The organism is Citrobacter sp. CFNIH10, from assembly GCF_002934585.1.
Classification (GTDB): domain Bacteria; phylum Pseudomonadota; class Gammaproteobacteria; order Enterobacterales; family Enterobacteriaceae; genus Citrobacter_A; species Citrobacter_A amalonaticus.
This window is the reverse complement of record NZ_CP026216.1, coordinates 2,546,994-2,573,267: the sequence shown is the minus strand read 5'-3', so window position 1 is coordinate 2,573,267 and position 26,274 is coordinate 2,546,994. Positions and strand designations below refer to the sequence as shown.

24 protein-coding genes are annotated in these 26,274 nt (G+C 53.2%); 13 read left to right on the top strand and 11 right to left on the bottom strand.

Annotated features, from left to right (window positions below):
- Positions 1-149: 149 nt before the first annotated feature.
- From hupB to bolA, 6 genes are all read right to left on the bottom strand, one after another.
- Positions 150-437, bottom strand: a complete 288-nt coding sequence (hupB, locus tag C2U53_RS15820) for a nucleoid-associated protein HU-beta (protein ID WP_152754439.1) — start codon at positions 435-437, stop codon at positions 150-152.
- Between the two features lie 193 nt (positions 438-630).
- The gene (gene lon / locus C2U53_RS15815; protein ID WP_042285905.1) at positions 631-2,985 is read right to left on the bottom strand and encodes an endopeptidase La; all 2,355 of its coding nucleotides are present in this window, start codon (positions 2,983-2,985) and stop codon (positions 631-633) included.
- A 184-nt stretch (positions 2,986-3,169) separates the two neighbouring features.
- A complete protein-coding gene (gene clpX, locus C2U53_RS15810) occupies positions 3,170-4,444 on the bottom strand; it encodes an ATP-dependent protease ATP-binding subunit ClpX (protein WP_042324505.1) in 1,275 nt (424 codons plus the stop codon).
- Between the two features lie 127 nt (positions 4,445-4,571).
- The gene (gene clpP, locus C2U53_RS15805) at positions 4,572-5,195 is read right to left on the bottom strand and encodes an ATP-dependent Clp endopeptidase proteolytic subunit ClpP (RefSeq protein ID WP_002891804.1); all 624 of its coding nucleotides are present in this window, start codon (positions 5,193-5,195) and stop codon (positions 4,572-4,574) included.
- A gap of 245 nt (positions 5,196-5,440) precedes the next feature.
- On the bottom strand, positions 5,441-6,739 hold the full coding sequence (gene tig, locus C2U53_RS15800) for a trigger factor (protein ID WP_043001579.1): 1,299 nt from the start codon (positions 6,737-6,739) through the stop codon (positions 5,441-5,443).
- 341 nt (positions 6,740-7,080) lie between these two features.
- Positions 7,081-7,398 (bottom strand): transcriptional regulator BolA, encoded by a 318-nt coding sequence (bolA, locus tag C2U53_RS15795; protein ID WP_042324511.1) that lies wholly within the window; start codon positions 7,396-7,398, stop codon positions 7,081-7,083.
- Between the two features lie 307 nt (positions 7,399-7,705).
- Between bolA and C2U53_RS15790 the strand changes: the two genes are divergently transcribed.
- The 8 genes from C2U53_RS15790 to C2U53_RS15750 all read left to right on the top strand — a co-directional run bounded on the left by C2U53_RS15790 (position 7,706) and on the right by C2U53_RS15750 (position 16,572).
- Positions 7,706-8,284, top strand: coding sequence for a lipoprotein (locus C2U53_RS15790; protein WP_043001580.1), 579 nt, complete (start codon positions 7,706-7,708; stop codon positions 8,282-8,284).
- Positions 8,285-8,331: 47 nt separating this feature from the next.
- Positions 8,332-9,807, top strand: coding sequence for a muropeptide MFS transporter AmpG (gene ampG, locus C2U53_RS15785; RefSeq protein WP_043002002.1), 1,476 nt, complete (start codon positions 8,332-8,334; stop codon positions 9,805-9,807).
- A gap of 457 nt (positions 9,808-10,264) precedes the next feature.
- A complete protein-coding gene (cyoA, locus tag C2U53_RS15775; protein ID WP_043001581.1) occupies positions 10,265-11,221 on the top strand; it encodes a cytochrome o ubiquinol oxidase subunit II in 957 nt (318 codons plus the stop codon).
- A gap of 11 nt (positions 11,222-11,232) precedes the next feature.
- Entirely contained in the window at positions 11,233-13,224 is a 1,992-nt protein-coding gene (gene cyoB / locus C2U53_RS15770; RefSeq protein ID WP_043001582.1) for a cytochrome o ubiquinol oxidase subunit I, read from the top strand.
- Positions 13,214-13,828: a cytochrome o ubiquinol oxidase subunit III gene (locus C2U53_RS15765; protein WP_043001583.1), complete on the top strand. Its 615-nt coding sequence runs from the start codon at positions 13,214-13,216 to the stop codon at positions 13,826-13,828. The genes cyoB and C2U53_RS15765 overlap by 11 nt, the downstream gene beginning before the upstream one ends.
- Positions 13,828-14,157 carry a cytochrome o ubiquinol oxidase subunit IV gene (locus C2U53_RS15760; protein ID WP_043001584.1) on the top strand — a complete coding sequence of 110 codons (330 nt, stop codon included), beginning with the start codon at positions 13,828-13,830 and terminating at the stop codon, positions 14,155-14,157. The genes C2U53_RS15765 and C2U53_RS15760 overlap by 1 nt, the downstream gene beginning before the upstream one ends.
- Before the next feature lie 11 nt (positions 14,158-14,168).
- Positions 14,169-15,059 (top strand): heme o synthase, encoded by an 891-nt coding sequence (gene cyoE / locus C2U53_RS15755; RefSeq protein ID WP_080343218.1) that lies wholly within the window; start codon positions 14,169-14,171, stop codon positions 15,057-15,059.
- Between the two features lie 148 nt (positions 15,060-15,207).
- On the top strand, positions 15,208-16,572 hold the full coding sequence (locus tag C2U53_RS15750; RefSeq protein WP_043001586.1) for an MFS transporter: 1,365 nt from the start codon (positions 15,208-15,210) through the stop codon (positions 16,570-16,572).
- A gap of 36 nt (positions 16,573-16,608) precedes the next feature.
- On the opposite strand, the gene C2U53_RS15745 is transcribed toward C2U53_RS15750, so the two are convergent.
- Complete coding sequence (locus C2U53_RS15745; RefSeq protein ID WP_043001587.1) at positions 16,609-17,100, bottom strand: YajQ family cyclic di-GMP-binding protein; 492 nt, start codon at positions 17,098-17,100, stop codon at positions 16,609-16,611.
- Positions 17,101-17,213: 113 nt separating this feature from the next.
- Between C2U53_RS15745 and panE the strand changes: the two genes are divergently transcribed.
- A complete protein-coding gene (panE, locus tag C2U53_RS15740; RefSeq protein ID WP_044258965.1) occupies positions 17,214-18,125 on the top strand; it encodes a 2-dehydropantoate 2-reductase in 912 nt (303 codons plus the stop codon).
- On the top strand, positions 18,088-18,678 hold the full coding sequence (gene yajL, locus C2U53_RS15735; RefSeq protein WP_043001589.1) for a protein deglycase YajL: 591 nt from the start codon (positions 18,088-18,090) through the stop codon (positions 18,676-18,678). Before panE ends, yajL begins: the two co-directional genes overlap by 38 nt.
- A 75-nt stretch (positions 18,679-18,753) precedes the next feature.
- Here yajL and C2U53_RS15730 read toward each other — a convergent pair whose 3' ends face one another.
- Genes C2U53_RS15730 through C2U53_RS15720 form a run of 3 tightly spaced genes read right to left on the bottom strand, consistent with a single transcriptional unit; the run spans position 18,754 to position 22,436 of the window.
- Positions 18,754-19,542, bottom strand: coding sequence for a DmsC/YnfH family molybdoenzyme membrane anchor subunit (locus C2U53_RS15730; RefSeq protein WP_043001590.1), 789 nt, complete (start codon positions 19,540-19,542; stop codon positions 18,754-18,756).
- A gap of 10 nt (positions 19,543-19,552) precedes the next feature.
- Positions 19,553-20,098 (bottom strand): 4Fe-4S dicluster domain-containing protein, encoded by a 546-nt coding sequence (locus tag C2U53_RS15725; RefSeq protein ID WP_044327297.1) that lies wholly within the window; start codon positions 20,096-20,098, stop codon positions 19,553-19,555.
- Positions 20,099-20,102: 4 nt separating this feature from the next.
- Positions 20,103-22,436: a molybdopterin-dependent oxidoreductase gene (locus tag C2U53_RS15720; RefSeq protein WP_104446095.1), complete on the bottom strand. Its 2,334-nt coding sequence runs from the start codon at positions 22,434-22,436 to the stop codon at positions 20,103-20,105.
- Between the two features lie 170 nt (positions 22,437-22,606).
- Between C2U53_RS15720 and C2U53_RS15715 the strand changes: the two genes are divergently transcribed.
- Positions 22,607-23,302 carry an IclR family transcriptional regulator gene (locus tag C2U53_RS15715; RefSeq protein ID WP_044267669.1) on the top strand — a complete coding sequence of 232 codons (696 nt, stop codon included), beginning with the start codon at positions 22,607-22,609 and terminating at the stop codon, positions 23,300-23,302.
- A 36-nt stretch (positions 23,303-23,338) separates the two neighbouring features.
- Here the strand turns inward: C2U53_RS15715 and thiI are convergent, their stop codons facing one another.
- Positions 23,339-24,787, bottom strand: a complete 1,449-nt coding sequence (gene thiI / locus C2U53_RS15710; protein ID WP_043001593.1) for a tRNA uracil 4-sulfurtransferase ThiI — start codon at positions 24,785-24,787, stop codon at positions 23,339-23,341.
- Between the two features lie 320 nt (positions 24,788-25,107).
- On the opposite strand from thiI, the gene xseB reads away from it, so the two are divergent.
- Together xseB and ispA are read left to right on the top strand one after the other, a co-directional pair.
- Positions 25,108-25,350 (top strand): exodeoxyribonuclease VII small subunit, encoded by a 243-nt coding sequence (xseB, locus tag C2U53_RS15705; protein WP_042324547.1) that lies wholly within the window; start codon positions 25,108-25,110, stop codon positions 25,348-25,350.
- Positions 25,351-26,250 (top strand): (2E,6E)-farnesyl diphosphate synthase, encoded by a 900-nt coding sequence (gene ispA / locus C2U53_RS15700; RefSeq protein WP_043001594.1) that lies wholly within the window; start codon positions 25,351-25,353, stop codon positions 26,248-26,250.
- Positions 26,251-26,274: the final 24 nt, after the last annotated feature.

Sequence of the window (26,274 nt, the reverse complement as noted above, 5' to 3'; positions counted from 1 at the left end):
TTCCTGAACGCTGCGCATAAAGGCCTATTGTGACAAGAAACAGGGGCGATTGTCAGCCCACAACATGTAGAAAATCGCTGCAAAAACAAAAAAGGCACATCAATTGATGCGCCCTTGTACTGAGTCCTGTCCCCGGAAGGGGATCACGCTTAGTTTACTGCGTCTTTCAGTGCTTTACCTGCACGGAAACCAGGTACTTTGGCGGCAGCAATGGCGATCTCTTTACCTGTTTGCGGGTTGCGGCCAGTACGGGCAGCACGCTCTTTAACAGCAAAAGTACCAAAACCTACCAGCGCAACGTCATCCCCTTCTTTCAGAGATTCGGTAACAGAAGCAATAATTGCGTCTAACGCACGCCCTGCCGCAGCTTTGGAGATATCAGCCCCTGCAGCAATTTTGTCGATCAGTTGAGATTTATTCACTCTTCTCTTCCTCATTATAATTTATATCGCACCAGAATCCTTCAAAGTGCGACCGCGCAGCAGTTATATCAGGCCTGCCATGCCCTTACAACACCCGATAATGATGGCAAGCCCAATCCGTCATCTAAATTAGCTATACAAAAAAAGGCTGGCAAGTACGAAATGGCCTGCCAGCCCTGTTTTTATTAGTGCTCTTTGCGCGAGGTCACTATTTTGCCGTCACAACCTGCATTCCAGAGGGTTCATTTTGCAATGCGAGCGTCAGAACCTCTTCAATGCGTTTCACCGGATGGATGTCCAAATCGGCAATAACATTGTCCGGAATCTCTTCCAGGTCGCGTTTGTTTTCATCCGGAATTAAGACCGTTTTAATACCACCACGGTGCGCAGCCAGAAGTTTTTCTTTTAACCCACCGATCGGCAGCACCTGACCACGCAGGGTGATCTCACCGGTCATCGCCACATCGGCACGCACCGGGTTACCGGTCAGGCAGGAAACCAGTGCGGTACACATCGCAATACCGGCGCTCGGACCGTCTTTCGGCGTCGCCCCTTCCGGAACGTGAACGTGAATGTCGCGTTTTTCGTAAAAGTCCGGATTAATACCCAGTTTTTCCGCACGCGCACGCACCACGGTCAATGCAGCCTGAATGGACTCCTGCATCACTTCACCCAGCGAACCGGTGTAGGTCAGCTTGCCTTTGCCAGGCACGCAGGCGGTTTCGATGGTCAGCAGATCGCCGCCCACTTCCGTCCACGCCAGACCTGTCACCTGGCCTACGCGGTTTTCATTGTCCGCGCGACCATAGTCAAAGCGCTGTACACCCAGGTAGTCGTGCAGGTTATCGCCATTGATCACAATGTGTTTCAGTGACTTATCCAGCAGCAACTGCTTAACCGCTTTCCGGCACAGTTTGGAAATTTCACGTTCCAGACTACGCACGCCAGCCTCACGAGTGTAGTAACGAATAATGCCGATAATGGCGCTGTCGTCGACCGTCAGCTCGCCTTTCTTCAGCGCGTTACGCTCAATCTGCTTCGGCAACAGGTGCTGTTTGGCAATGTTCAGCTTCTCGTCTTCGGTATACCCGGACAGACGGATCACTTCCATACGATCCAGCAGCGGCGCTGGAATGTTCATGGAGTTGGAGGTCGCGACAAACATCACGTCGCTGAGATCGTAGTCCACTTCCAGGTAGTGATCGCTGAAGGCCACGTTCTGCTCGGGATCCAGCACCTCAAGCAGTGCAGATGCCGGATCGCCACGCATGTCGGAAGACATTTTGTCGATCTCATCGAGCAGGAACAGCGGGTTTTTCACGCCCACTTTCGCCATTTTCTGGATCAGTTTACCCGGCATTGAACCGATGTATGTCCGACGGTGGCCACGAATTTCCGCTTCATCACGCACGCCGCCCAGCGCCATACGGATGTATTTACGCCCGGTCGCTTTGGCGATGGACTGACCCAGAGAGGTTTTACCTACCCCCGGCGGTCCCACCAGGCACAGGATCGGCCCCTTGATTTTGTTCACACGGCTTTGTACCGCGAGATACTCAAGGATGCGGTCTTTCACACGCTCCAGACCATAATGGTCGGTATCAAGGATTTCCTGCGCTTGACGCAGGTCTTTTTTAACCTTGCTACGCGCATTCCACGGCACCTGAACCATCCAGTCGATGTAACCACGCACGACGGTCGCTTCCGCTGACATCGGCGACATCATTTTCAGCTTCTGCAGTTCAGCTTCGGCTTTCTCTTTCGCCTCTTTCGGCATTTTTGCCGCGTCGATCTTCCGCTTCAGCGCTTCGTTTTCGTCCGGCGCATCGTCCATTTCGCCGAGTTCTTTCTGAATCGCCTTCATCTGCTCATTCAGATAGTACTCACGCTGAGATTTCTCCATCTGCTTTTTCACGCGGTTGCGAATGCGCTTCTCAACCTGCAGCAGATCGATTTCAGACTCCATCATCGCCATCAGATACTCCAGACGCTCGTTCACGTCTGACATCTCCAGTACGGACTGCTTATCCGCCAGCTTCAGCGGCATATGGGCAGCGATGGTGTCCGCCAGACGCGCCGGATCGTCAATGCTATTGAGCGACGTCAGTACTTCTGGTGGGATTTTCTTGTTCAGCTTGATGTAGCCTTCGAACTGGCTGATCGCCGTGCGTACCAGCACTTCCTGTTCGCGCTCGTCAATAGCAGGCGAATCAAGGTATTCCGCTTTCGCAGAGAAGTGCTCGCCGTTATCAGACAGCGCAGAAATACGCGCACGCTGTAACCCTTCGACCAGCACTTTGACGGTGCCGTCAGGCAGTTTCAGCATCTGCAAAATAGAGGCCACGGTCCCGACGGTGAAAAGATCGTTTACACCCGGCTCATCCGTTGATGCTTCCTTCTGGGCGACCAGCATGATTTTTTTATCATGGTCCATAGCCGCTTCCAGACAACGGATAGATTTTTCCCGCCCTACAAACAAGGGTATGACCATGTGCGGATAAACCACCACATCGCGCAACGGCAATACGGGGATTTCAATGCGTTCAGAACGCTCAGGATTCATAGAGCTCTCTCTTAGTTTAGTGTCCGCCAGGTAATCAGATGGCATAGCTGTGCTTCATGCCACCTTTAACATGTATGTCAGTATATGGGGATGTTTCCCACACATTCAACGCCATGATTACGGAAAAAGTAAAGGGGAGATAAAATCCCCCCTTTTTGATTAACTGATTGTATGGATTGGCTAATTATTCACCAGATGCCTGCTGGGCTTCCGGCTTGCCGTAAATCAGTAATGGCTTGCTCTGACCGCCGATCACCGACTCATCAATCACCACTTTTTCGACGTCTTCCATCGAAGGCAGATCATACATGGTATCCAGCAGCGCGGCTTCTACGATGGAACGCAGACCACGGGCACCGGTTTTACGCGCCATGGCTTTGCGGGCAATCGCATCCAGCGCTTCGTCGCGGAACTCCAGGTCAACGCCTTCCAGATTGAACAGCGCCTGATACTGCTTGGTCAGCGCGTTTTTCGGCTCTTTCAGGATCTGGATCAGCGCTTCTTCGCTCAGTTCGCTCAGCGTTGCCACAACCGGCAGACGACCAATAAACTCAGGAATCAGACCAAACTTGATCAAATCTTCCGGCTCAACCTGCGAGAGCAGTTCGCCTTCGCTGGCCTTGTCGGATTTCGCTTTCACCGTTGCACCAAAACCAATGCCGGAGCCGGTTTCAACGCGGTTGGCGATCACTTTATCCAGGCCGGCAAACGCACCGCCACAGATGAACAGGATCTTAGAGGTATCCACCTGCAAGAATTCCTGCTGCGGATGTTTACGTCCACCCTGCGGCGGAACGGCAGCAACCGTCCCTTCGATCAGTTTCAGCAGCGCCTGCTGTACGCCTTCACCGGAAACGTCACGGGTGATCGACGGGTTGTCAGACTTACGGGAAATCTTGTCAATTTCATCGATATAGACAATACCACGCTGCGCTTTCTGCACATCGTAGTCGCACTTCTGCAACAGTTTCTGGATGATGTTCTCAACGTCCTCACCCACGTAACCCGCTTCGGTCAGCGTGGTGGCATCCGCCATCGTGAACGGAACATCCAGCAGGCGCGCCAGCGTTTCCGCCAACAGCGTTTTACCGGAGCCGGTCGGACCGATCAGCAGAATATTACTTTTGCCCAACTCGACGCCATTACTGGTGTCGCCGTTGCGCAGACGTTTGTAGTGGTTGTATACCGCGACCGCCAGCACTTTCTTGGCCTGTTCCTGACCGATGACGTAATCGTCAAGATGGTTACGAATTTCGTGTGGCGTCGGCAGCGCACTGCGTTCACGATGCGGTGCTACTTCCTTAATCTCTTCGCGAATGATGTCGTTACACAGATCGACACATTCATCGCAGATATACACGGATGGACCGGCGATGAGCTTACGCACTTCATGCTGGCTTTTGCCGCAAAAAGAGCAGTACAACAATTTGCCCGAGCCATCTTTGCGTTTATCTGTCATGAGTCAAAACCTCTTCTTTGTTCTTTGTGCCGCACACGACGACGCAAAATGCCATTCTCAGGCGCAACTCGCTTTGTCGCGTTGTGCCGCCCCTGGTAAGTATAGCGGCACAGTTGCGCCCCGGGCATCAATTACGATGGGTCAAAATCGAGTCGACTAAGCCATACTCAACTGCCTCAGCGGCAGAGAGGAAGCGATCGCGCTCAGTATCACGCTCAATCTGCTCAAGAGATTGACCCGTATGGTGTGCCATAAGTTCGTTCATGCGCCCTTTAACTTTCAGGATTTCACGGGCGTGAATTTCAATATCCGTTGCCTGGCCCTGGTAACCGCCCAACGGCTGATGAATCATTACGCGGGAGTTCGGCAGGCAGAAACGTTTACCTTTCGCCCCGGCCGTCAGCAAGAACGCGCCCATTGAGGCCGCCTGGCCCATACAAATGGTGCTGACGTCTGGCTTAATAAACTGCATGGTGTCATAAATCGACATGCCTGCGGTAATTACGCCGCCCGGAGAGTTAATGTAGAGGTAGATATCTTTTTCCGGGTTTTCGGCTTCCAGGAACAGCATCTGCGCCACAATCAGGTTAGCCATATGATCTTCGACCTGGCCGGTCAGAAAAATGACACGTTCCTTAAGTAGACGAGAGTAGATATCAAAAGAGCGCTCACCACGTGAGGTCTGTTCAATGACCATCGGCACCAGCGCCATATGGGGTGCAAAGTTATCTCGTTCGCCGCTGTATGACATTTCCGTCTCCTGGATAAAAAATGAAAAAACCTGCTGTACCGATTGTAACCTTATGGACGGATTATCAGCTAGTCCCTCTGTTATGGGTACGGCATCGCCATAATTCAAGCATAACAATCTTTTGCCTGAACGCTAACACCGAAAAGGGCTTTTTCGCACGCTTCCATGCAAAAGTCATGACAAAAAAAAGACCCGCCACCTGACGGTGACGGGCCTTTGAGCGAAATTCGCGCGTTTAAGCGGAATTACGCCTGCTGGTTCATCAGCTCATTGAAGGTCGTGGCTTTTTCAGTCACTTTGGCTTTCGCCAGAACCGCTTCAACCGCCTGCTCTTCCAGAGCGACGTTACGCATGTTGTCCATCAGCTCTTTATTTTTGCTGTAGAACTCGATCACTTCTTTCGGATCTTCGTAAGCAGAAGCCATCTCTTCGATCAGGCCCTTCACGCGATCTTCATCCGCTTTCAGTTCATTGGTACGAATCACTTCGCCCAGCAGCAGACCCACAACTACGCGACGCTTAGCCTGTTCTTCGAACAGTTCACGCGGCAGTTCCAGCGCTTGTTTCTCGTTACCACCGAAACGCTGAGCAGCCTGACGACGCAGAACGTCGATTTCGCTGTCAATCAGTGCAGCAGGAACGTCGATGTCGTTCGCTTTCACCAGACCGTCGATTGCCTGAGATTTAACACGGTTACGCACCGCGCCTTTCAGCTCGCGTTCCATGTTTTTACGGACTTCAGTACGCAGACCGGCAACGGAACCATCTTCAACGCCAAAACGTTTGATGAATTCTTCAGTCAGTTCCGGCAGCTCACGCTCTTCCACTTTCTTCAGGTTGATGGCGAATTTCGCCGCTTTACCTTTCAGGTTTTCAGCGTGGTAGTCTTCCGGGAAAGTCACGTCGATGGTGAACTCTTCGCCCGCTTTGTGACCTTTGATACCGTCTTCAAAGCCCGGGATCATACGACCCTGGCCCATCGCCAGTACGAAATCAGACGCTTTACCGCCTTCGAACTCTTCGCCGTCTACAGAACCGGTGAAGTCGAGGGTGACGCGGTCTTCTGCATCCGCAGCGCCGTCTTTATCTTTCCAGGTCGCCTGCTGTTTGCGCAGGGTATCCAGCATCACGTCAACATCCGCATCGGTGACTTCAACAACCGGTTTTTCAACTTCGATTGTGTCCAGGCCGGTCAGTTCAACTTCCGGATAGACTTCGAATTCTACCGCGTAGGTGAAATCTTCACCCAGTTTGTATTCGCCCGGAACGTAGTTCGGTGCGCCAGCCGGATTGATTTTTTCTTTGATGATGGCATCAACGAAGTTGCGGCTCATCAGGTCACCCAGAACGTCCTGGCGAACGGACGCGCCATAACGCTGAGCAACAACATTCATCGGTACTTTGCCTTTACGGAAGCCGTCAATACGCACTTTCTTCGCTACGTTGACCAGCTCGCTTTTAACAGCGGTCTCGATGCTGTCAGCAGCGATAGTAATCGTTACACGGCGGCCAAGGCCTTGAGTGGTTTCAACTGAAACTTGCATCTTGTTACCTCAAAAAATCACAGTGCTCGGTCAACTCTACTCCGCAAGCACAGATTATTAGCTTCGCGGAACCGGGATGTTCTCTTAATCAATCACATTCCCTGTCGTCAGAATCATCCCGAAGACATTCAAATAAGACGCGGCATTATAGCGGCATCACTTTTATGAGTCGAGAACGGTTATTACGCGTTGCTGCGGCATTTTTCACAATTCCCGGCTATTCTTGCCCTGAAAAGGGTTTGACTCGTGCAAAATTCAGACAAAACAAAACGGCCCGCAGGCCGTTTTCACATAATCTTTAGCAACATACTGGAAAAACGCCAGCAGTTGCAAATGCGTTTTTACGCGATGCTTCCCGCACCACGACAGGGAGGTGACGCAAAGATCGTATCCTGCAACCCTTCCCACTCTTTAATGGTATAAGTATGCAGAGCCAGCGCATGGACCGTCGTAGACAGTTCTGCGGTTAATGTACCGTAGATCATCCGATGACGATTCAAAAAACGCTCGCCGGTAAAGCGATCGCTAACCAGAACGACCTTAAAGTGGCTTTCTGAGCCAGCCGGGACATTATGACGATAGCTTTCATCCACGACCTCGAGGAACACGGGTTGGAACGCTGCCCTTAATTTTTCTTCTATTTGCTCACGTATCATCATGATATATCTCCTCAAACGGCGCTGAGATGTCACCCATCCCTTTAAATATTAGCCGCTTTTACCGGTTCCATTGCGCCATTACAACAAAAATTTAGCCTTCGTCTGATTTTCGCCATCAACGCGATGAAGTTTACTGATTCAACCCGTTGGGGGATGGCATAAATGCCCAATTTGGTCTCTATAACTTCATTATTCCGACAACATGATGAATTTACATGCGTTACCCACTTCCCCTCGCCGTTGGCGATGTTATGATGGCGGGAATTTTTCTCTATCCATATGATTAAGAGTTACTGAGAGCACGAACATGTTAAAAAAAATCCTCTTCCCGTTAATCGCGCTTTTCATGCTGGCGGGCTGTGCGACACCACCAACCACGATTGACGTTTCGCCTAAAATCACGCTCCCGCAACAGGATCCTAGCCTGATGGGCGTGACCGTTAGCATCAACGGCGCCGATCAGCGTCCGGACCAGGCGCTGGCGAAAGTGACCCGCGACAATCAGTTGGTGACACTGACGGCCTCCCGCGATCTGCGCTTCCTGTTACAAGAAGTACTGGAAAAACAGATGACCTCGCGCGGTTATATGGTTGGCCCGAACGGTGCGGTGAACCTGCAGATCATTGTTAACCAGCTATACGCGGATGTGTCTCAGGGCAACGTGCGTTATAACATCGCCACCAAGGCCGATATCGCGATCATCGCGACGGCGGCCAACGGCAACAAGATGACCAAAAACTACCGCGCCAGCTACTCCGTTGAAGGCGCGTTCCAGGCGACCAACAAGAATATCGCCAACGCGGTTAACAGCGTGCTGACCGATACGATTACTGATATGTCTCAGGACACCAGCGTCCACGACTTCATCAAACAGAACGCTCGTTAATTTCTGCCCCCTGACCCGGCTCCGCGCCGGGTCAGCTTTATATGCCCATGCCTAGTCACTACTTACGCATTTTTCAACAACCGAAATCAGCCATTTTGCTGATGTTAGGTTTTGCCTCCGGCCTGCCGCTCGCGTTGACCTCCGGTACGCTTCAGGCATGGATGACCGTCGAGAATATCGACCTGAAAACCATCGGTTTCTTTTCGCTGGTCGGTCAGGCTTACGTCTTTAAATTTCTCTGGTCTCCGGTCATGGACCGCTACACACCGCCCTTTTTAGGTCGTCGTCGTGGCTGGTTGCTGACGACGCAATGTTTGTTGCTGGTCTCCATCGCTGCGATGGGTTTTCTGGAGCCCGGTAGCCAGTTGCGATGGATGGCGGCGCTGGCGGTAGTGATCGCCTTTTGTTCAGCGTCGCAAGATATTGTGTTTGACGCCTGGAAAACGGACGTCTTAGCCGCAGAAGAGCGCGGAACCGGTGCGGCAATCAGCGTGCTCGGCTATCGCCTCGGCATGCTGGTGTCCGGTGGACTGGCGCTGTGGATGGCCGACCGCTGGCTCGGCTGGCAAGGCATGTACTGGCTGATGGCAGCATTACTGATCCCTTGTATTATTTCCACTCTGCTCGCCCCCGAACCGACCGACAGCATTCCGGTGCCAAAAACGCTGGAGCAGGCAGTCGCAGCCCCGCTACGCGATTTCTTCGGACGTAACAACGCCTGGCTGATTTTGCTGCTCATCATCCTTTATAAGCTGGGTGATGCCTTCGCCATGAGCCTGACCACCACCTTTTTGATTCGTGGTGTGGGCTTTGACGCCGGAGAAGTGGGCGTCGTCAATAAAACGCTGGGGCTTATCGCCACGATTATTGGCGCGCTGTACGGCGGGGTGTTGATGCAACGGCTGACGCTGTTTCGCGCTTTACTGATTTTCGGCATTCTGCAGGGCGTCTCTAACGCCGGATACTGGCTCCTGTCGGTGACCGACAAGCACATGTTCAGCATGGCTGCGGCGGTGTTTTTCGAGAACCTGTGCGGGGGAATGGGGACGTCAGCGTTCGTCGCGCTACTGATGACGCTGTGTAATAAGTCATTTTCCGCCACCCAGTTTGCCCTGCTGTCAGCGCTTTCTGCCGTGGGGCGCGTCTATGTTGGCCCGGTTGCCGGTTGGTTTGTCGAGGCGCATGGCTGGTCGACGTTTTATCTTTTCTCCGTCGTGGCCGCCGTTCCGGGCCTGATATTGCTGCTGGTGTGTCGGCAAACGCTGGAGTACACGCGACAGAGCGAAAGTTTCCTGCCGCGAACAGAATTCCGTTCGGCCTACCGTCTGGCGTTATGGATTTTGATGGCGGGATGCGTGTTGCTTGCCGTCTGGCTGCTGTTGCTGTCGCTGAACGCGCTGGCGTTCACTAACTTCTCCTTCCTCGCCGGACTGCTGGAAGTCGCAGTGACTATCGCCATTTTCGGCATCGTGTTTGGCGGCTTGCTCGACTATCTGGCGCTACGCAAAACGCGGCTGGTGTAAGCGCCCCTTTATTTAGCCGTTGTAATCACCTTGCGTAATTATATCGGCTAAATAAACAACAACTGAAAAAATTAATATTTGTTGTTTTGTGCGCAATAGAATCTGGAAATTATTGACGCCTTTTATAGGTTTTATTTTCCTTACTCGATTCAGCCGAAACACATTTATTTTTTGTATTTTATTTGTCTCTTTATTGATAATCATTTGTTAACCAATTGTTTTATTTTTACATTGGTTATACCAATTACCCTCGCGTCGCCTCCCTGAAGTCCCCTTTCGTTATAACGTGATGTTGCAACAGGTTCTTAATGCTGAAACGACATATCTTGCAACATATGTGACACGTGCGGCAGAACCCGGTAACACAGATCCAATGATGTTTACAGTAATGTAACCTTCCCGTAAAATGCCCACACACTTTAAACGCCACCCGGTCCCGTGGAATTGAGGTCGTTAAATGAGACTCAGGAAATACAATAAAAGTTTGGGATGGTTGTCATTAATTGCAGGCACTGCATTACTCAGTGGCTGTAATTCTGCGCTGTTAGATCCCAAAGGACAGATTGGACTGGAGCAACGTTCGCTGATACTGACGGCATTTGGCCTGATGTTGATCGTCGTTATTCCTGCAATCTTGATGGCTGTAGGTTTTGCCTGGAAGTACCGTGCAAGCAATAAAGATGCGAAGTATAGCCCGAACTGGTCACACTCCAATAAAGTGGAAGCGGTGGTCTGGACGGTTCCTATCTTAATCATCATTTTCCTTGCCGTGCTGACCTGGAAAACCACTCACGCTCTTGAGCCAAGCAAGCCGCTGGCGCATGACGAGAAGCCCATTACCATCGAAGTGGTTTCCATGGACTGGAAATGGTTCTTCATCTACCCGGAACAGGGCATTGCTACCGTGAATGAAATCGCCTTCCCGGCGAACACTCCGGTGTACTTCAAAGTGACCTCTAACTCCGTGATGAACTCCTTCTTCATCCCACGTCTGGGCAGCCAGATTTATGCCATGGCCGGTATGCAGACTCGCCTGCATCTGATCGCCAATGAAGCCGGTACCTATGACGGTATCTCCGCAAGCTATAGCGGACCTGGCTTCTCCGGTATGAAGTTCAAGGCTATCGCAACAGAGGACCGCGCCGCATTCGACCAATGGGTTGCTAAAGCGAAACAGTCACCGAACACCATGAGCGACATGGCTGCGTTCGAGAAAGTGGCTGTGCCAAGCGAATACAACCAGGTGGAATACTTCTCCAACGTGAAACCCGATTTGTTTAAAGACGTGATTAACAAATTTATGGCTCACGGTCAGAGCATGGACATGACCCAACCGGAAGGTGAGCACAGCTCGCACGAAGGAATGGAAGGCATGGACATGAGCCACGCGGAAGCCGCCAACTCAAGGGGCTGAGGAAGAATACGATGTTCGGAAAATTGACACTGGATGCAGTTCCGTTCCATGAACCCATCGTCATGGTTACGATCGCTGCTATTATCATCGGTGGTGCGGCTTTACTTGGCCTGATTACTTACTTTGGTAAGTGGACCTACCTGTGGAAAGAGTGGCTAACTTCGGTTGACCACAAACGCCTTGGCATCATGTATGTCATCGTCGCTATCGTCATGTTGGTTCGTGGCTTTGCTGACGCCATCATGATGCGTAGTCAGCAAGCGCTGGCGTCTGCAGGTGAAGCGGGCTTCCTGCCGCCTCACCACTACGATCAGATATTCACGGCTCACGGCGTGATCATGATCTTCTTCGTGGCAATGCCATTTGTTATCGGTCTGATGAACCTGGTGGTTCCACTGCAGATTGGTGCGCGTGACGTTGCGTTCCCGTTCCTGAACAACCTGAGCTTCTGGTTCACCGTTGTCGGCGTTATCCTGGTTAACCTGTCTCTGGGTGTGGGTGAATTCGCGCAGACCGGTTGGCTGGCGTACCCGCCGCTCTCGGGAATTGAGTACAGTCCAAGCGTCGGGGTCGACTATTGGATATGGGCAGTCCAGTTGTCCGGTATTGGTACAACCCTGACCGGTATCAACTTCTTTGTGACTATCATTAAGATGCGCGCGCCAGGCATGACCATGTTCAAGATGCCGGTCTTTACCTGGGCATCGCTATGCGCAAACATCCTGATTATCGCCTCCTTCCCGATTCTGACGGTTACCGTCGCGTTGCTTACCCTGGATCGTTATCTGGGCACCCATTTCTTTACCAACGATATGGGCGGCAACATGATGATGTACATCAACCTGATTTGGGCCTGGGGCCATCCGGAAGTGTACATTCTGATTCTGCCGGTATTCGGGGTGTTCTCGGAAATCGCCGCGACCTTCTCACGTAAACGTCTGTTTGGTTACACCTCGCTGGTGTGGGCAACCGTGTGTATTACCGTATTGTCGTTCATCGTCTGGCTGCACCACTTCTTTACCATGGGTGCCGGTGCGAACGTTAACGCCTTCTTCGGTATTACCACCATGATTATCGCCATCCCGACCGGGGTGAAGATCTTCAACTGGCTGTTCACCATGTATCAGGGCCGTATCGTATTCCACTCAGCAATGCTGTGGACGATTGGCTTTATCGTGACCTTCTCAGTCGGCGGGATGACCGGCGTACTGCTGGCGGTCCCGGGCGCGGACTTTGTACTGCACAACAGTCTGTTCCTGATTGCGCACTTCCATAACGTTATTATCGGCGGCGTCGTATTTGGTTGCTTCGCGGGTATGACCTACTGGTGGCCAAAAGCGTTTGGCTTCACGCTGAACGAAACCTGGGGTAAACGCGCATTCTGGTTCTGGATCATCGGCTTCTTCGTTGCTTTCATGCCGCTGTATGTGCTGGGCTTTATGGGGATGACTCGTCGTCTCAGCCAGCAGATTGACCCTCAGTTCCATCCGATGCTGGTTGTTGCTGCCTGTGGCGCCGCGCTGATTGCAGTGGGTATCCTGTGCCAGTTCATTCAGATGTATGTTTCTATTCGCGACCGCGAACAGAATCGTGATCTGACCGGTGACCCATGGGGTGGCCGTACGCTGGAATGGGCAACGTCTTCTCCGCCTCCGTTCTATAACTTTGCCGTTGTGCCGCACGTTCATGAGCGTGATGCCTTCTGGGAAATGAAAGAAAAAGGTGAAGCGTACAAGCAGCCTGCGCACTATGAAGAGATTCATATGCCGAAGAATAGCGGTGCCGGTATCGTCATTACCGCCTTCGCGACGCTGTTTGGTTTCGCCATGATCTGGCATATCTGGTGGCTGGCTATTGCAAGCTTCGCAGGCATGATCATCAGCTGGATTGTGAAAAGCTTTGATGAAGATGTGGACTACTACGTGCCGGTCCCGGAAATCGAAAAACTGGAAAACCAGCATTTCGATGAGATTACTAAGGCAGGGCTGAAAAATGGCAACTGATACTTTAGCGCACGCGACTGCCCACGCGCACGAACACGGGCACCACGATGCAGGCCAGAACAAAATCTTCGGATTTTGGATCTACCTGATGAGCGACTGCATTCTGTTCTCTATTCTGTTTGCTACCTATGCCGTTCTGGTGAACGGCACCGCAGGTGGCCCGACAGGTAAGGACATTTTCGAACTGCCGTTCGTTCTGGTTGAAACTTTCTTGCTGTTGTTCAGCTCCATTACCTATGGCATGGCGGCGATCGCCATGCACAAGAACAACAAGAGCCAGGTGGTTTCCTGGCTGGCGTTGACCTTCTTGTTTGGTGCCGGCTTCATCGGGATGGAAATCTATGAATTCCATCATCTGATTGTTAACGGTATGGGCCCGGATCGCAGCGGCTTCCTCTCTGCGTTCTTCGCGCTGGTCGGCACCCACGGTCTGCACGTGACGTCCGGTCTTATCTGGATGGCCGTGCTGATGGTACAGATCGCCCGTCGCGGCCTGACCAGCACCAACCGCACCCGCATCATGTGCCTGAGCCTGTTCTGGCACTTCCTGGACGTGGTGTGGATCTGTGTGTTCACTGTTGTTTATCTGATGGGGGCGATGTAATGAGTCATTCTAACGTGAACAGCGGCGCGTCCCATGGCAGCGTAAAAACCTACATGACAGGATTTATCCTGTCGGTCATCCTGACGGTCATTCCGTTCTGGATGGTAATGACAGGTGCTGCCTCTCCGGCCGTAATTCTGGGGACTATCCTGGCAATGGCAGTGGTGCAGATTCTGGTGCATCTGGTGTGCTTCCTGCACATGAACACCAAATCTGATGAAGGCTGGAACATGACGGCTTTTGTCTTTACCGTGCTGATCATCGCCATCCTGGTTGTCGGTTCCATCTGGATCATGTGGAACCTCAACTACAATATGATGATGCACTAAGAGCGGCGGTTATGATGTTTAAGCAATACCTGCAAGTAACGAAACCAGGCATCATCTTTGGCAACCTGATCTCGGTGATCGGGGGGTTCCTGCTGGCCTCCAAGGGCAGCATCGACTATCCCCTGTTCATCTACACGTTGGTCGGAGTGTCACTGGTTGTGGCGTCGGGTTGTGTATTTAACAACTACATCGACAGGGATATCGACAGAAAGATGGAAAGGACCAAGAATCGGGTGCTGGTAAGAGGCCTGATCTCTCCTAAAGTCTCGCTGGTGTACGCCACCCTGCTGGGTATTGCTGGCTTCATGCTGCTGTGGTTTGGCGCGAACCCTCTGGCCTGCTGGCTGGGGGTGATGGGCTTTGTGGTTTATGTGGGCGTTTACAGCCTGTATATGAAACGCCACTCGGTCTACGGGACGCTGATCGGCTCTCTCTCCGGCGCGGCGCCGCCGGTGATCGGCTACTGCGCAGTCACCGGTGAGTTCGACAGCGGCGCGCTGATTCTGCTGGCGATTTTCAGCCTGTGGCAGATGCCGCACTCTTATGCCATCGCGATTTTCCGCTTTAAGGATTATCAGGCGGCTAACATCCCGGTTCTGCCGGTGGTGAAAGGCATTTCCGTCGCCAAGAACCACATTACGCTGTACATCATCGCATTTGCCATCGCGACGCTGATGCTCTCTCTGGGCGGCTATGCCGGATATAAATATCTGGTGGTGGCGGCAGCGGTGAGCGTCTGGTGGTTAGGCATGGCGCTGCGCGGTTACAAAGTGGAAGATGACAGAGTCTGGGCGCGCAAGCTGTTCGGTTTCTCCATCATCGCCATTACCGCGCTCTCCGTGATGATGTCCGTCGACTTTATGGTGCCGGATTCACACAATCTGCTGACCTACGTCTGGTAAGCCAGATAACGGTATTAAAAGGGTGCTTCGGCACCCTTTTCTATTTCTGTCACAAATCTCTCTTCCGGTAATATTTACTCAATAACCTCATGTTTACCCCGCCTGCTTAGCGCTTTACACTAGGCGCGAAATTGAGACAGAGGTGGGAATGAACGATTATAAAATGACACCGGGTGAGTTGCGCGCCACCTGGGGTTTAGGGACCGTATTTTCGCTGCGCATGCTTGGCATGTTTATGGTCCTGCCGGTTCTGACCACATACGGTATGGCGCTACAGGGCGCCAGTGAAGCCTTGATTGGACTCGCCATCGGCATCTATGGCTTGGCACAGGCTATCTTCCAGATCCCCTTCGGACTGCTTTCCGACCGTATCGGTCGTAAGCCGCTGATTGTCGGCGGGTTAGCGGTGTTTATTCTCGGCAGTATTATCGCCGCGCTGTCAGACTCCATCTGGGGCATTATTCTTGGCCGCGCGTTACAAGGTTCGGGCGCGATTGCCGCCGCGGTGATGGCGCTGCTGTCAGATTTAACCCGCGAGCAAAACCGCACGAAAGCGATGGCGTTTATTGGCGTAAGCTTTGGCATCACCTTCGCGATCGCCATGGTGCTTGGGCCAATCATCACCCACGCCCTGGGTCTCAACGCCCTCTTCTGGATGATCGCCGTCCTGGCGACGCTTGGGATCGTCCTGACGCTGTGGGTGGTGCCAGACAGTGACAACCACGTGCTTAATCGCGAATCAGGAATGGTGAAAGGCAGCTTCAGCAAAGTGCTGGCGGAACCGAAACTGCTGAAACTCAACTTTGGCATCATGTGTCTGCACATTCTGCTGATGTCCACCTTCGTTGCCCTACCCGGCCAGTTGGCTGATGCCGGTCTACCCGCAGCGGAACACTGGAAAGTGTATCTGGTGACGATGCTGATTTCGTTTGGCTCGGTCGTCCCGTTTATTATCTACGCCGAAGTGAAGCGGCGGATGAAACGGGTGTTCCTGTTTTGCGTCGCGCTGATTGTGATTGCCGAGATTGTTCTCTGGGGCGCGGGCAGCCATTTCTGGGAACTGATTATCGGTGTGCAATTGTTCTTCCTCGCCTTCAATCTGATGGAAGCCCTCCTCCCTTCGCTCATCAGCAAAGAGTCTCCGGCGGGCTATAAAGGCACGGCGATGGGCGTGTATTCCACCAGCCAGTTTCTCGGCGTCGCGCTGGGCGGGTCACTGGGCGGTTGGGTCGATGGGATGTTTGACGGTCAGACGGTTTTCCTTGCCGGAGCGTTTTTAGCCGTTGTCTGGCTTGCCGTCGCCAGCACCATGAAAGAGCCGCCGTATGTCAGCAGCCTGCGGGTGGTCATTCCACCGGAGATTGCAGCCGATGACGTGCTGAAGCAGCGTTTACTGGCAACAGAAGGCGTCAGTGAAGTGTTGATTGCACAGCAGGAACATTCCGCCTATGTGAAGATCGACAGCAAAGTGACCAACCGCTTTGAGGTTGAACAGGCCATCAGCCAGGCGTAAAAAAGAAAACGGTCCGGAAAGCCGGACCGTTAAAGATTAATCGCGGAAGTTTTTAAACTGGAACGGCTGTCCCAAATCGCCGCCGCGCACCAGCGCCATCACGGACTGGAGGTCATCGCGGGATTTCCCGGTCACGCGAATCTCTTCGCCCTGAATCTGCGCCTGCACCTTCAGCTTGCTGTCTTTAATCAGCTTAACGATCTTCTTCTGCACGGCGCTCTCGATGCCCTGCTTCAGCTTCGCTTCGACAAACCAGGTTTTCCCGCTGTGTACGAACTCTTCCGGTACATCAAGCGATGCCCCTTCAATGCCGCGCTTAAGCAACTTGGCACGCAGAATATCCAGCAACTGGTTGACCTGGAAATCGGATTCGCTCAGCACCTTGATGGTTTTATTGGCATCATTGAGCTCAATGGTCGCTTCAACGCCGCGAAAATCAAAACGTGACTCAACTTCCCGAATGGCGTTATCTACGCCGTTACGAGCTTCCTGAAGATCAACTTCAGACACAATATCGAAAGATGGCATCTTTTCCTCTCCCTTCATTTTTGATGCGAAGCATAATACCTGCAAAGTGACTCAACAGACAGCGCTATACTATGTTAGCAAACACCTGGTGCTGTTGCGGGTGAGGAGGAAGAATGAAAATTACCGTACTGGGATGCGGAGCCTTAGGACAGTTATGGCTTTCGGCGCTGTGCAAACAGGGACATGAAGTACAAGGTTGGCTGCGCGTTCCGCAGCCCTATTGCAGCGTGAATGTGATTGAGACGGACGGGTCGATATTTAACGAATCCCTGACGGCAAACGATCCGGAGTTTTTAGCCACCAGCGATTTGCTATTGGTGACGCTCAAAGCGTGGCAGGTCTCCGACGCGGTCAAAGCGCTGGCGTCAACGCTGTCGGAAATGACGCCCATTCTGTTGATCCATAACGGCATGGGAACGATTGAAGAATTGCACGCTATCCACCAACCCTTGCTGATGGGAACGACCACCCACGCTGCACGTCGCGATGGCAACGTCATTATCCACGTCGCGAACGGCACCACGCGTATCGGTCCGGCGCGCGAGCAGGATGGCGATTTCAGCTATCTCGCCGATTTGCTGCAATGCGTGCTGCCTGACGTCGCCTGGCATAATAATATTCGTGCTGAGATGTGGCGCAAGCTGGCGGTGAACTGTGTGATCAATCCCCTGACCGCGCTGTGGAACTGCCCGAATGGCGAACTGCGCAACCATCCTGAAGAGGTCAATCTAATTTGCCAGGAAGTCGCGGCGGTCATTGAGCGCGAAGGTCATCATACCTCGGTGGACGATTTACGCTATTATGTCGAGCAAGTTATTGACAGTACAGCAGAAAATATCTCGTCTATGCTGCAGGATATCCGGGCCATGCGTCATACCGAGATAGACTACATTACCGGCTATCTGTTGAAACGCGCCCGTGCACACGGGATTGCGGTGCCGGAAAACAGCCGCCTGTTTGAGTTAGTAAAACGTAAGGAGAGTGAGTATGAGCGCATCGGCACTGGTATGCCTCGCCCCTGGTAGTGAAGAAACCGAAGCGGTTACCACTATCGACCTGCTGGTTCGTGGTGGAATCAACGTCACCACCGCGAGCGTCGCCAGCGACGGCAGTCTGACCATTGTCTGTTCACGCGGCGTAAAACTGCTGGCGGATGCGCCGCTGGTTGCCGTGGCCGATGGCGACTACGACATCATCGTCCTGCCGGGCGGCATTAAGGGCGCCGAGTGTTTTCGCGACAGCACGTTGCTGGTCGAAACCGTCAAGCAGTTTCACCGTTCCGGACGGATTGTCGCCGCCATTTGCGCGGCAGCCGCTACCGTACTCGTTCCGCATGACATTTTTCCCATCGGCAATATGACGGGCTTCCCGGCGCTGAAAGATAAAATACCCGCAGAACAATGGCAGGATAAACGCGTGGTGTGGGATCCGCGGGTGAAATTACTGACCAGCCAGGCGCCGGGCACCTCTATCGATTTTGGCTTAAAGATTATCGACCTGCTGGTTGGGCGTGAGAAAGCCCACGAAGTGGCGTCACAACTGGTGATGGCGGCAGGCATTTATAATTACTACGAGTAAGATGACGCCACACATGTCAGTCTCCAGGCCGGATAAGACGCTTTAGCGTCGCCATCCGGCCTGGAGACCAATCATTCAAAACCAGGGCGCGGAACTCATGACATTGCTGTAAAACAGCATTCTACCGGCCAGTTCTCCCGTGATGATGAGTGCCACCCATAGCCAACTGCGCATCCCGCTGTTCAGACGTGATATTCCCCACACCGCGACGCACACGCTGGCGAACAGCTGCCACCAGAGCAGAGGGCTGGATGCATCGGCACCCGGAACCTGATAACGAAGGCCCAGTGCGCCTGTACTCAGTACAATGCCAGTCACAATCCCCGCATTACAGACCGTAGAAGGTGAAAGGTGCCAGTACGCTCTGGCAATGGCGACACTCATAAACCCCGTCAGCAACGCCGTTCCCAGGAAAGCGGCAGGCGTCGCAGCGTTGTGCCAGAGCGGGTGTAACGGCATCTGGTAATAGACCTGCGACGTCACCAGAATAGTGCCCAATCCCACCAGTGCCGTCACACCGCCCAGCAGCGTCACTCCGCGCGGCGCAGGCCTGAACCAGCACAGCAGTAGCCAGCAAAACATCACGCCATTGAGCACAATAAACGCGGCCACTTCCCGGCTGAGCCAGGAGCTCCCCAGTCCAGTCAGAGATCGGTAAGCACCTTCAGGCGCTCCCAGATGCGCCAGCGACGCACAGGACCCCAGCACGGTAATGATCCAGAACCGAAGCGCCAGCGTACGACACTGCATTGCGCTGAATTTCTGTGTGCTGAAAGCCTGGCATAGCGTCAGCGCCAGTACCCCGCCAGTCCCCCACTGAGCAAAGACGGTGAAGAAGACCAACGGCAATTCATACTGTTCCATGTTGTTCTCCTTAATCCCGCGGCGGAATAATGACAATATTAGGCTGGCTAATCGTGTGATCGGGCAGGTTGTAGCGTTTTTCCAGCACCGCCCATGGCGTCGTATGCTCCTTACGCAGCTCAGCGATCTCGCCAAAACGTAATACGCCTGCCGGACAGGATTCTACGCAGCGCGGCTGCAATCCTTCATCGAGACGTTCAGCACACAGATTGCACTTACTGGTTTTCCCTTCTGCGGGATCGTACACCGGCGCACTCCACGGACAGGCCATGATGCACATCCGGCAGCCAATGCAGCGATCGTGATCCTGCACGACAATGCCGTCGGCGCGTTTGCTGTACGTCCCCGCCGGGCAGACTTTCATGCATTGCGGGTCATCGCAGTGGTTGCACGACATACTGATGAAGGCTTGTGTATTGGGTTCATCCGTATGGCGTTCACGAACCCGACGCCAGAGAACGCCCATCGGCGTCATGTTTTCTGATTTGCAGGCCATGCTACAGGTTTTACAACCGTAGCAATTTTGCATATCAATAAGAAATCCATACTGTTTCATGCAATTAAGCCTCCCTTCTCACATCGACTAGCGTACTGTTGCAACAGTGTCCATTGCCCAACACTTCCACCTGATCGTTAGTCACATGGCTACTGCTTCCGCCCTGCTGCTCCCACCAGCCGTTATCCAGACTCACCACTCCGCGTTTGATATGGGTGGTCACGTCAGCAATCGCCCGATGCTGACCGCGGTGATTGAACACCACGACCCACTCTCCGGGCTGAATCTTTCGCTGACGGGCATCTTCCGGATGGATCATCACATTCGGGCGGTTACGCTGAACCTCCAGGATCCACTCATTCATCCCGTGGCTGGAGTGCACGCTGCGCGCCAGTTTGCGCTGCACCGCCATTAGCGGGTAGGTTTGAGCCAGTTCAGGCGATCCTTTAACCGATTCTTTCACCTGCTTCCAGGTCACCACCGGCAGGAAATCTTTCTTCGCCCACTCCTCAATGTACAGATGCGCTTTGCCGGTCGAGGTGAGGAACTGGCCGTCTTTAAACGGGATCCAGTCATCTTCGACGGGACATACCGGCCCCTTTTTCAGCATGTCGCGGGTAATGCCCGAGCCTTTCAGGCAGGTGTCGATATAGTGCTCAATAGGCTGGTTAAAAACCTCGCCAAAACCAAAGCGTTCGGCCAGCCGGGCAAAAATCCAGTAATCGGGTTTGGCTTCTCCCGGCGGCTCCACGGCCTTCTCCATCAGTTGCACATAGTGACTGCGCACGCCCGCCATAAGGCTGACATCCTCAAAAATGGTCGTGACGGGGAGCACCAGATCGGCGTACAGCGCAGACGAACTCATCAGATTGTCGGCTACCACCACAAACGGTACCTTTTTAAAGGCCTCTCTGACCTGGTTGGTGTTGGGTAACTGGGTCATCGCACCCAGCGTCATATTCCACCAGAACTTAATCGCATGCGGTTTTTCATTAACGACCCAGTCACCAATTTTAGGAATAGGAATGGCGGGAATTTTGGCCGCATTTGGCGCCGGAGGAACGATGGGCGAGAATTTTGCCATCTGTCTGACGCCACCCGCATCGCAGACCCCCGCCCCGGCTTTGCCGATATTGCCGGTGATCAACGCCAGATAGAACTGGCTGGCAGCGACGTAAGTCCCAAACTCGGTTCTCTGTGCCCCCGACATGTTCTGAACAATCATCGCCGGTTGCGTTGCAGCGTAATCTCGTGCCAGACGGAGCACCGTCTGCGCGGGCACGTCAGTCTCCTCCTCCACTCTCTGTGCTGTCCAGGGTTTTGCCTGCGCCCAGACGTTATCCAGCACGGTGGTGAATTCACTGTTGGCAGGTAATTCCTCGCTGAGCAATGCGGGTATTACGCCGGGCGCATCATGGCGTTTCAGGGTCTGACTCTGGGTATCAAACACCAGATAGCTGTCCGCGTCATTTGGGTCGGCACGCATCAGTTGCTGCTGCGGATCCACCAGATAAACCGCACCGGTATGCGCGCGCAGGAAATCCGCGTCATAGCGTTTCTCCTGCATGATGATGTTAATCATCCCTAATGCCAGGGCGATATCCGTACCCGGCACGATCGGCACCCATTCGTCGGCTTTGGCCGCCGTTTCGTTAAATCGCGGATCGATCACCACCAACCGTGCGCCGTTTCTCTGCGCCTGTGAGTAGTTTTTAAAATAGGCATGCATGGTGACCGCCGGGTTATTCCCCCAACACAAAATGTAGCGGCTGTCTGCAATGGTATCGCGGGTATCGGCATAGCGCAGGCCAACCATCGGCATCATCGCCGCAGTGACCGCCGCGCAACAGAGCGACCCCGCGGTTTTGGTACTGCCACCAAGATAATCGAAAAAGGCTTTGGCCATATCGTTCTTGATGGAGTCCATGTTCCCGGAAGCGGCAGTGAGCAGTAACCCTTTATTGCCCTCAGTGGCAATGGTCTCCCGGATGTTCTTTTCAATGAGATCCAGCGCGGCGTCCCAGGTGATCGGTTTAAATTTCCCCTCGCCTTTTTCTCCCGTCCGCAACAATGGCTGCGTCAGCCGTAATGGGTGATAGACCCATTTGGTACGGCTAATTCCCCGTAAACAGCACTTCACATTGAAGCCTTTCGTCGCTTCAATTTTCATTAACCGGTCTTTCCAGACGTACGCCGTCAGGTTGCAGTGCAAACATTCCATCGCACAGGTCGAGCGGAACGTCTGGTAGTCCGATTGCTTAAGACGAAATCGGGGTAAAGGCGCACCGTTAGCCTGACGTAGCGTCAGAAACGTCGGTGCTAATGAAGATAACCCCACCACACCGAACCCTTTTAACAGGGTTCTTCTTTTTAAGCGGATATTGCTCAATGCGTCCATGTTCTTGCCTCTAAAATAGTTCATTATTAGTTAACCCATGTTCACCAGTGATTAACCTGACCCAGGTCAACATCTAACCATTTAGGCGTAGTACGCTTTTTAAATTGCGAAGGCAGTACTGATTTCAGCCGTGATGGTATACTCGCGAAGAATCAAAAAAGAGAACGCATATGGCTGAAACATCGCAAGGGGTCAATTCGGTTGATATCGCCGTCAATATTCTGGCGTTTGTTGCCAGTCAAAACGGCCAGACACGGGCCATCGATATCGCCACGGGATGCAATCTGTCGAAAAGTCGTTTACACAAGTATCTGGTCTCACTCTGTCGAACCGGTATGCTGGGGCAAAACGAAAAAGGACTTTACTGCCTGGGGTCAACCCTTCTTCAGATGGCGGGGAATCCAACAGCAGCACGCGATCCGGTGAGTGAACTCAATACGGCGCTGATCGCGTTTCGCGATACCTTTAACCACTCTACCGGCGTGGTGGTTGAGACGGACGGCGGATTAGTGCTGAAGCACTACAATCGCAGCTTCCGTAATGTAGATATCGATTTTCTACCCAACACGCCCGTTCCGCTTCACGCCAGTTCAGCGGGTCAGGTATTCATGAGTTATTCCACTTATCAGCCGCAAAACCAGGCGCAGGCACAACTGATCGAGCAGATACGCTCTCGGGGCTACGCGGTGCGTCACCATCCGACACAGGGGATCCCTGGCGCACAGTCGATTGCCTGTCCGCTACGGAATGAAAAGGGAGAGCTGGTGGCGATTGCCGTGACGATGGGGTTCTTCAGTGCAGACGACATGCCGCAGATTGCCGGGCAGTTAGTGAGAAGCGTCGAAGCGCTTCATCTGCAGGAGTAAGATTCCCCCGGCGCGGATGGCCGGGGAAAATCGCGATTACGGGCGATACACCTTCACATTCTCAAAGCCCTGTTCGCGCAGATACAGCGCCTGCAGACGACTCATCACGCCGCGCTCGCACCACAACAGCCAGGTTTTATTCTGGTCGAGATCGCCGAATTGAGTGCTCAGCTTGTAGAACGGCAGTGAAACCACATCGACACCTTCTACCTTCAGCGGCTTATCGTCCTGCTCGTCGATGGAGCGGATATCCAGAATCACGTCGTTCGGGCCAAAACCGCTGACGGTTTCAACTTCCACCACGTCCTGCTGGGTCTGCTGCGCGATGTCGCGAATATCGATATTACTGGCTTCTTCGACCACTTTGTCGAGGATGCTGAAGTCAAAGTTCTGTTCTTCCGCTTCAATCTTCGCCTTGATGGCTTTCACCGTTGGGCTTTTTGAAATCACGCCGCAGTATTCCGGCATGGTGCGGGCAAAATCTTCAGTCCCAATCTGGCGCGCCAGATTGATGATGTGCTCTTTATCGTAAGAGATCAGCGGACGCAGAATCAGCGTATCGGAGACGTTATCGATCAGACGCAGGTTGGTCAGCGTCTGGCTGGAGACCTGTCCCAGCGCTTCGCCGGTGACCAGCGCCTGCACGCCATAGCGCTCCGCCACTTTCGACGCCGCACGAACCATCATACGTTTCAGTACCACGCCCATCTGGCCGTCATCCACTTTCTCGAGGATCTCGCCGACCACCGGTTCAAAGTTGATGGCGACAAAACGCACGCGATGCGAACTGCCGAAGCGGTTCCACAGATAGTGCGCCACCTGACGAACGCCGATTTCATGGGCCGCGCCGCCGAGGTTAAAGAAACAGTAGTGAACGCGGCAGCCACGACGCATCAGCATATAGCTGGAAACGCCGGAGTCGAAGCCGCCGGAGATCAGCGACAGTACGTCTTCCTGGGTCCCGATCGGGAAACCGCCGATCCCTTCGTAACGGCCTTTGATCAGCAACAGACGATCATCTTCCACTTCCAGATGCACAGTAACGTCTGGATTGGTCAGCTTCACGCGCGCCGATTCAATATGCTGATTTAAACCGCCGCCTACGTAACGTTCCACGTCAATAGAGCTAAACTCGTGTTTACCGCGACGTTTAACGCGCACGCAGAAGGTTTTGCCTTCCAGTTGATCGCGGTACTGCACCAGCGCCTTCTCGAAAATATCGTGCATATCGGTAAACGGCACGTCTTCAACTTCGAGAATGTGGTGAATCCCCGGGATACGGGTCAGCGCGTCGCGGATCGCCAGACGCTGGTTTTCATCTTTCGCGCGAACTTCGATGTTATCCCAGTGACGGACCACGGCGAGGGTCTCATCATAGTGCTTTAAAACGTTACGAATGTTCCCGGTCAGCATTTTTATAAAGCGCAAACGCACAGATTGGCTTTTGATGGTGATTTCCGGGAACAATTTAATGATAAACTTCATGGCGGCAATGGTTCTTTAGCAAGCCAGTTACGGCTTGTCGTGGAGAAATAGTACAGCAACCCCGTTAAGCGGCTGCATCCAGGCGCGGAAGTATACCACTATCACGCGATTCCTGTGCACATTGCGCGTTATACCCTCAATAATTCAAGTTGCAGGCGGGCGGCAAAGGGGAATATCCCCTGGCGCTAAACACGTAAGCGGCTGGAGTGAGCGAATGCGGCCAACGTACATGCAGCCTGAAGTTGGGTGGGTAAATTTGATAATTGCTCTGAGTCCGTTACCATATCAGGGCTGAAAATACTGAGAGTCCGACATTTATTATGGCGAAGAAAAATGAGGCGCCGGTCAGCTTTGAAACGTCGCTGAACGAGCTGGAGCAAATTGTAACGCGTCTGGAAAGTGGCGATCTGCCGCTGGAAGAGGCGCTGAACGAATTCGAACGTGGCGTGCAGCTGGCACGTCAGGGTCAGGTGAAATTGCAACAGGCTGAACAGCGTGTGCAAATTCTGCTGTCTGACAATGAAGACGCATCCCCTACGCCTTTTACAGCGGATAACGAGTAAATGGATTTTTCGCAGCAGCTTCAGGCCTGCGTCGAGCAGGCCAACCAGGCGCTGAGCCGTTTTATTGCCCCACTGCCCTTTCAGAACACTCCCGTGGTCGAAACCATGCAGTATGGCGCATTATTAGGCGGTAAACGTCTGCGTCCGTTTCTGGTGTATGCCACCGGTCAGATGTTTGGTATCAGCCTGAACACGCTGGATGCCCCGGCAGCCGCCGTTGAGTGCATTCATGCTTACTCGCTGATCCATGACGATCTGCCTGCAATGGACGATGACGATCTGCGTCGCGGCCTGCCGACCTGTCACGTCAAGTTTGGCGAGGCCAATGCGATTCTGGCGGGTGATGCCCTGCAAACGCTGGCATTCTCGATTATCAGCGACGCCCCGATGCCGGAAGTTGCTGACCGCGATCGAATCGCAATGATTTCCGAGCTGGCGAGCGCCAGTGGCATCGCCGGAATGTGCGGTGGTCAGGCGCTGGATCTCGACGCCGAAGGTAAACAGGTGCCGCTGGAGGCGCTGGAGAAAATCCATCGTCATAAGACGGGCGCGTTGATTCGCGCCGCGGTTCGCCTGGGGGCGTTAAGTGCCGGAGAAAAAGGCAGAAATGCACTGCCAATACTCGACAAATACGCAGAAAGTATCGGTCTGGCATTCCAGGTTCAGGATGACATTCTGGATGTGGTGGGCGATACTGCAACGTTGGGTAAACGTCAGGGCGCCGATCAGCAGCTTGGCAAAAGTACCTATCCTGCACTTCTGGGCCTTGAGCAAGCCCGGAATAAAGCCCGGGATTTAATCGCAGAGGCTCGCCAGTCGCTAAACCAACTGGCCGCACAGTCACTCGATACCTCGGCACTGGAAGCGCTAGCGGACTACATAATCCAGCGTAATAAATAAACACTCTGTCTTACTTAAAGGCCT

Bases quoted from the DNA above. Each gene is read 5' to 3' on its own strand.
- hupB (WP_152754439.1), bottom strand. From the start codon at position 437: ATGAGGAAGAGAAGAGTGAATAAATCTCAACTGATCGACAAAATTGCT.
- lon (WP_042285905.1), bottom strand. From the start codon at position 2,985: ATGAATCCTGAGCGTTCTGAACGCATTGAAATCCCCGTATTGCCGTTG.
- clpX (WP_042324505.1), bottom strand. From the start codon at position 4,444: ATGACAGATAAACGCAAAGATGGCTCGGGCAAATTGTTGTACTGCTCT.
- clpP (WP_002891804.1), bottom strand. From the start codon at position 5,195: ATGTCATACAGCGGCGAACGAGATAACTTTGCACCCCATATGGCGCTG.
- tig (WP_043001579.1), bottom strand. From the start codon at position 6,739: ATGCAAGTTTCAGTTGAAACCACTCAAGGCCTTGGCCGCCGTGTAACG.
- bolA (WP_042324511.1), bottom strand. From the start codon at position 7,398: ATGATGATACGTGAGCAAATAGAAGAAAAATTAAGGGCAGCGTTCCAA.
- C2U53_RS15790 (WP_043001580.1), top strand. From the start codon at position 7,706: ATGTTAAAAAAAATCCTCTTCCCGTTAATCGCGCTTTTCATGCTGGCG.
- ampG (WP_043002002.1), top strand. From the start codon at position 8,332: ATGCCTAGTCACTACTTACGCATTTTTCAACAACCGAAATCAGCCATT.
- cyoA (WP_043001581.1), top strand. From the start codon at position 10,265: ATGAGACTCAGGAAATACAATAAAAGTTTGGGATGGTTGTCATTAATT.
- cyoB (WP_043001582.1), top strand. From the start codon at position 11,233: ATGTTCGGAAAATTGACACTGGATGCAGTTCCGTTCCATGAACCCATC.
- C2U53_RS15765 (WP_043001583.1), top strand. From the start codon at position 13,214: ATGGCAACTGATACTTTAGCGCACGCGACTGCCCACGCGCACGAACAC.
- C2U53_RS15760 (WP_043001584.1), top strand. From the start codon at position 13,828: ATGAGTCATTCTAACGTGAACAGCGGCGCGTCCCATGGCAGCGTAAAA.
- cyoE (WP_080343218.1), top strand. From the start codon at position 14,169: ATGATGTTTAAGCAATACCTGCAAGTAACGAAACCAGGCATCATCTTT.
- C2U53_RS15750 (WP_043001586.1), top strand. From the start codon at position 15,208: ATGAACGATTATAAAATGACACCGGGTGAGTTGCGCGCCACCTGGGGT.
- C2U53_RS15745 (WP_043001587.1), bottom strand. From the start codon at position 17,100: ATGCCATCTTTCGATATTGTGTCTGAAGTTGATCTTCAGGAAGCTCGT.
- panE (WP_044258965.1), top strand. From the start codon at position 17,214: ATGAAAATTACCGTACTGGGATGCGGAGCCTTAGGACAGTTATGGCTT.
- yajL (WP_043001589.1), top strand. From the start codon at position 18,088: ATGAGCGCATCGGCACTGGTATGCCTCGCCCCTGGTAGTGAAGAAACC.
- C2U53_RS15730 (WP_043001590.1), bottom strand. From the start codon at position 19,542: ATGGAACAGTATGAATTGCCGTTGGTCTTCTTCACCGTCTTTGCTCAG.
- C2U53_RS15725 (WP_044327297.1), bottom strand. From the start codon at position 20,098: ATGAAACAGTATGGATTTCTTATTGATATGCAAAATTGCTACGGTTGT.
- C2U53_RS15720 (WP_104446095.1), bottom strand. From the start codon at position 22,436: ATGGACGCATTGAGCAATATCCGCTTAAAAAGAAGAACCCTGTTAAAA.
- C2U53_RS15715 (WP_044267669.1), top strand. From the start codon at position 22,607: ATGGCTGAAACATCGCAAGGGGTCAATTCGGTTGATATCGCCGTCAAT.
- thiI (WP_043001593.1), bottom strand. From the start codon at position 24,787: ATGAAGTTTATCATTAAATTGTTCCCGGAAATCACCATCAAAAGCCAA.
- xseB (WP_042324547.1), top strand. From the start codon at position 25,108: ATGGCGAAGAAAAATGAGGCGCCGGTCAGCTTTGAAACGTCGCTGAAC.
- ispA (WP_043001594.1), top strand. From the start codon at position 25,351: ATGGATTTTTCGCAGCAGCTTCAGGCCTGCGTCGAGCAGGCCAACCAG.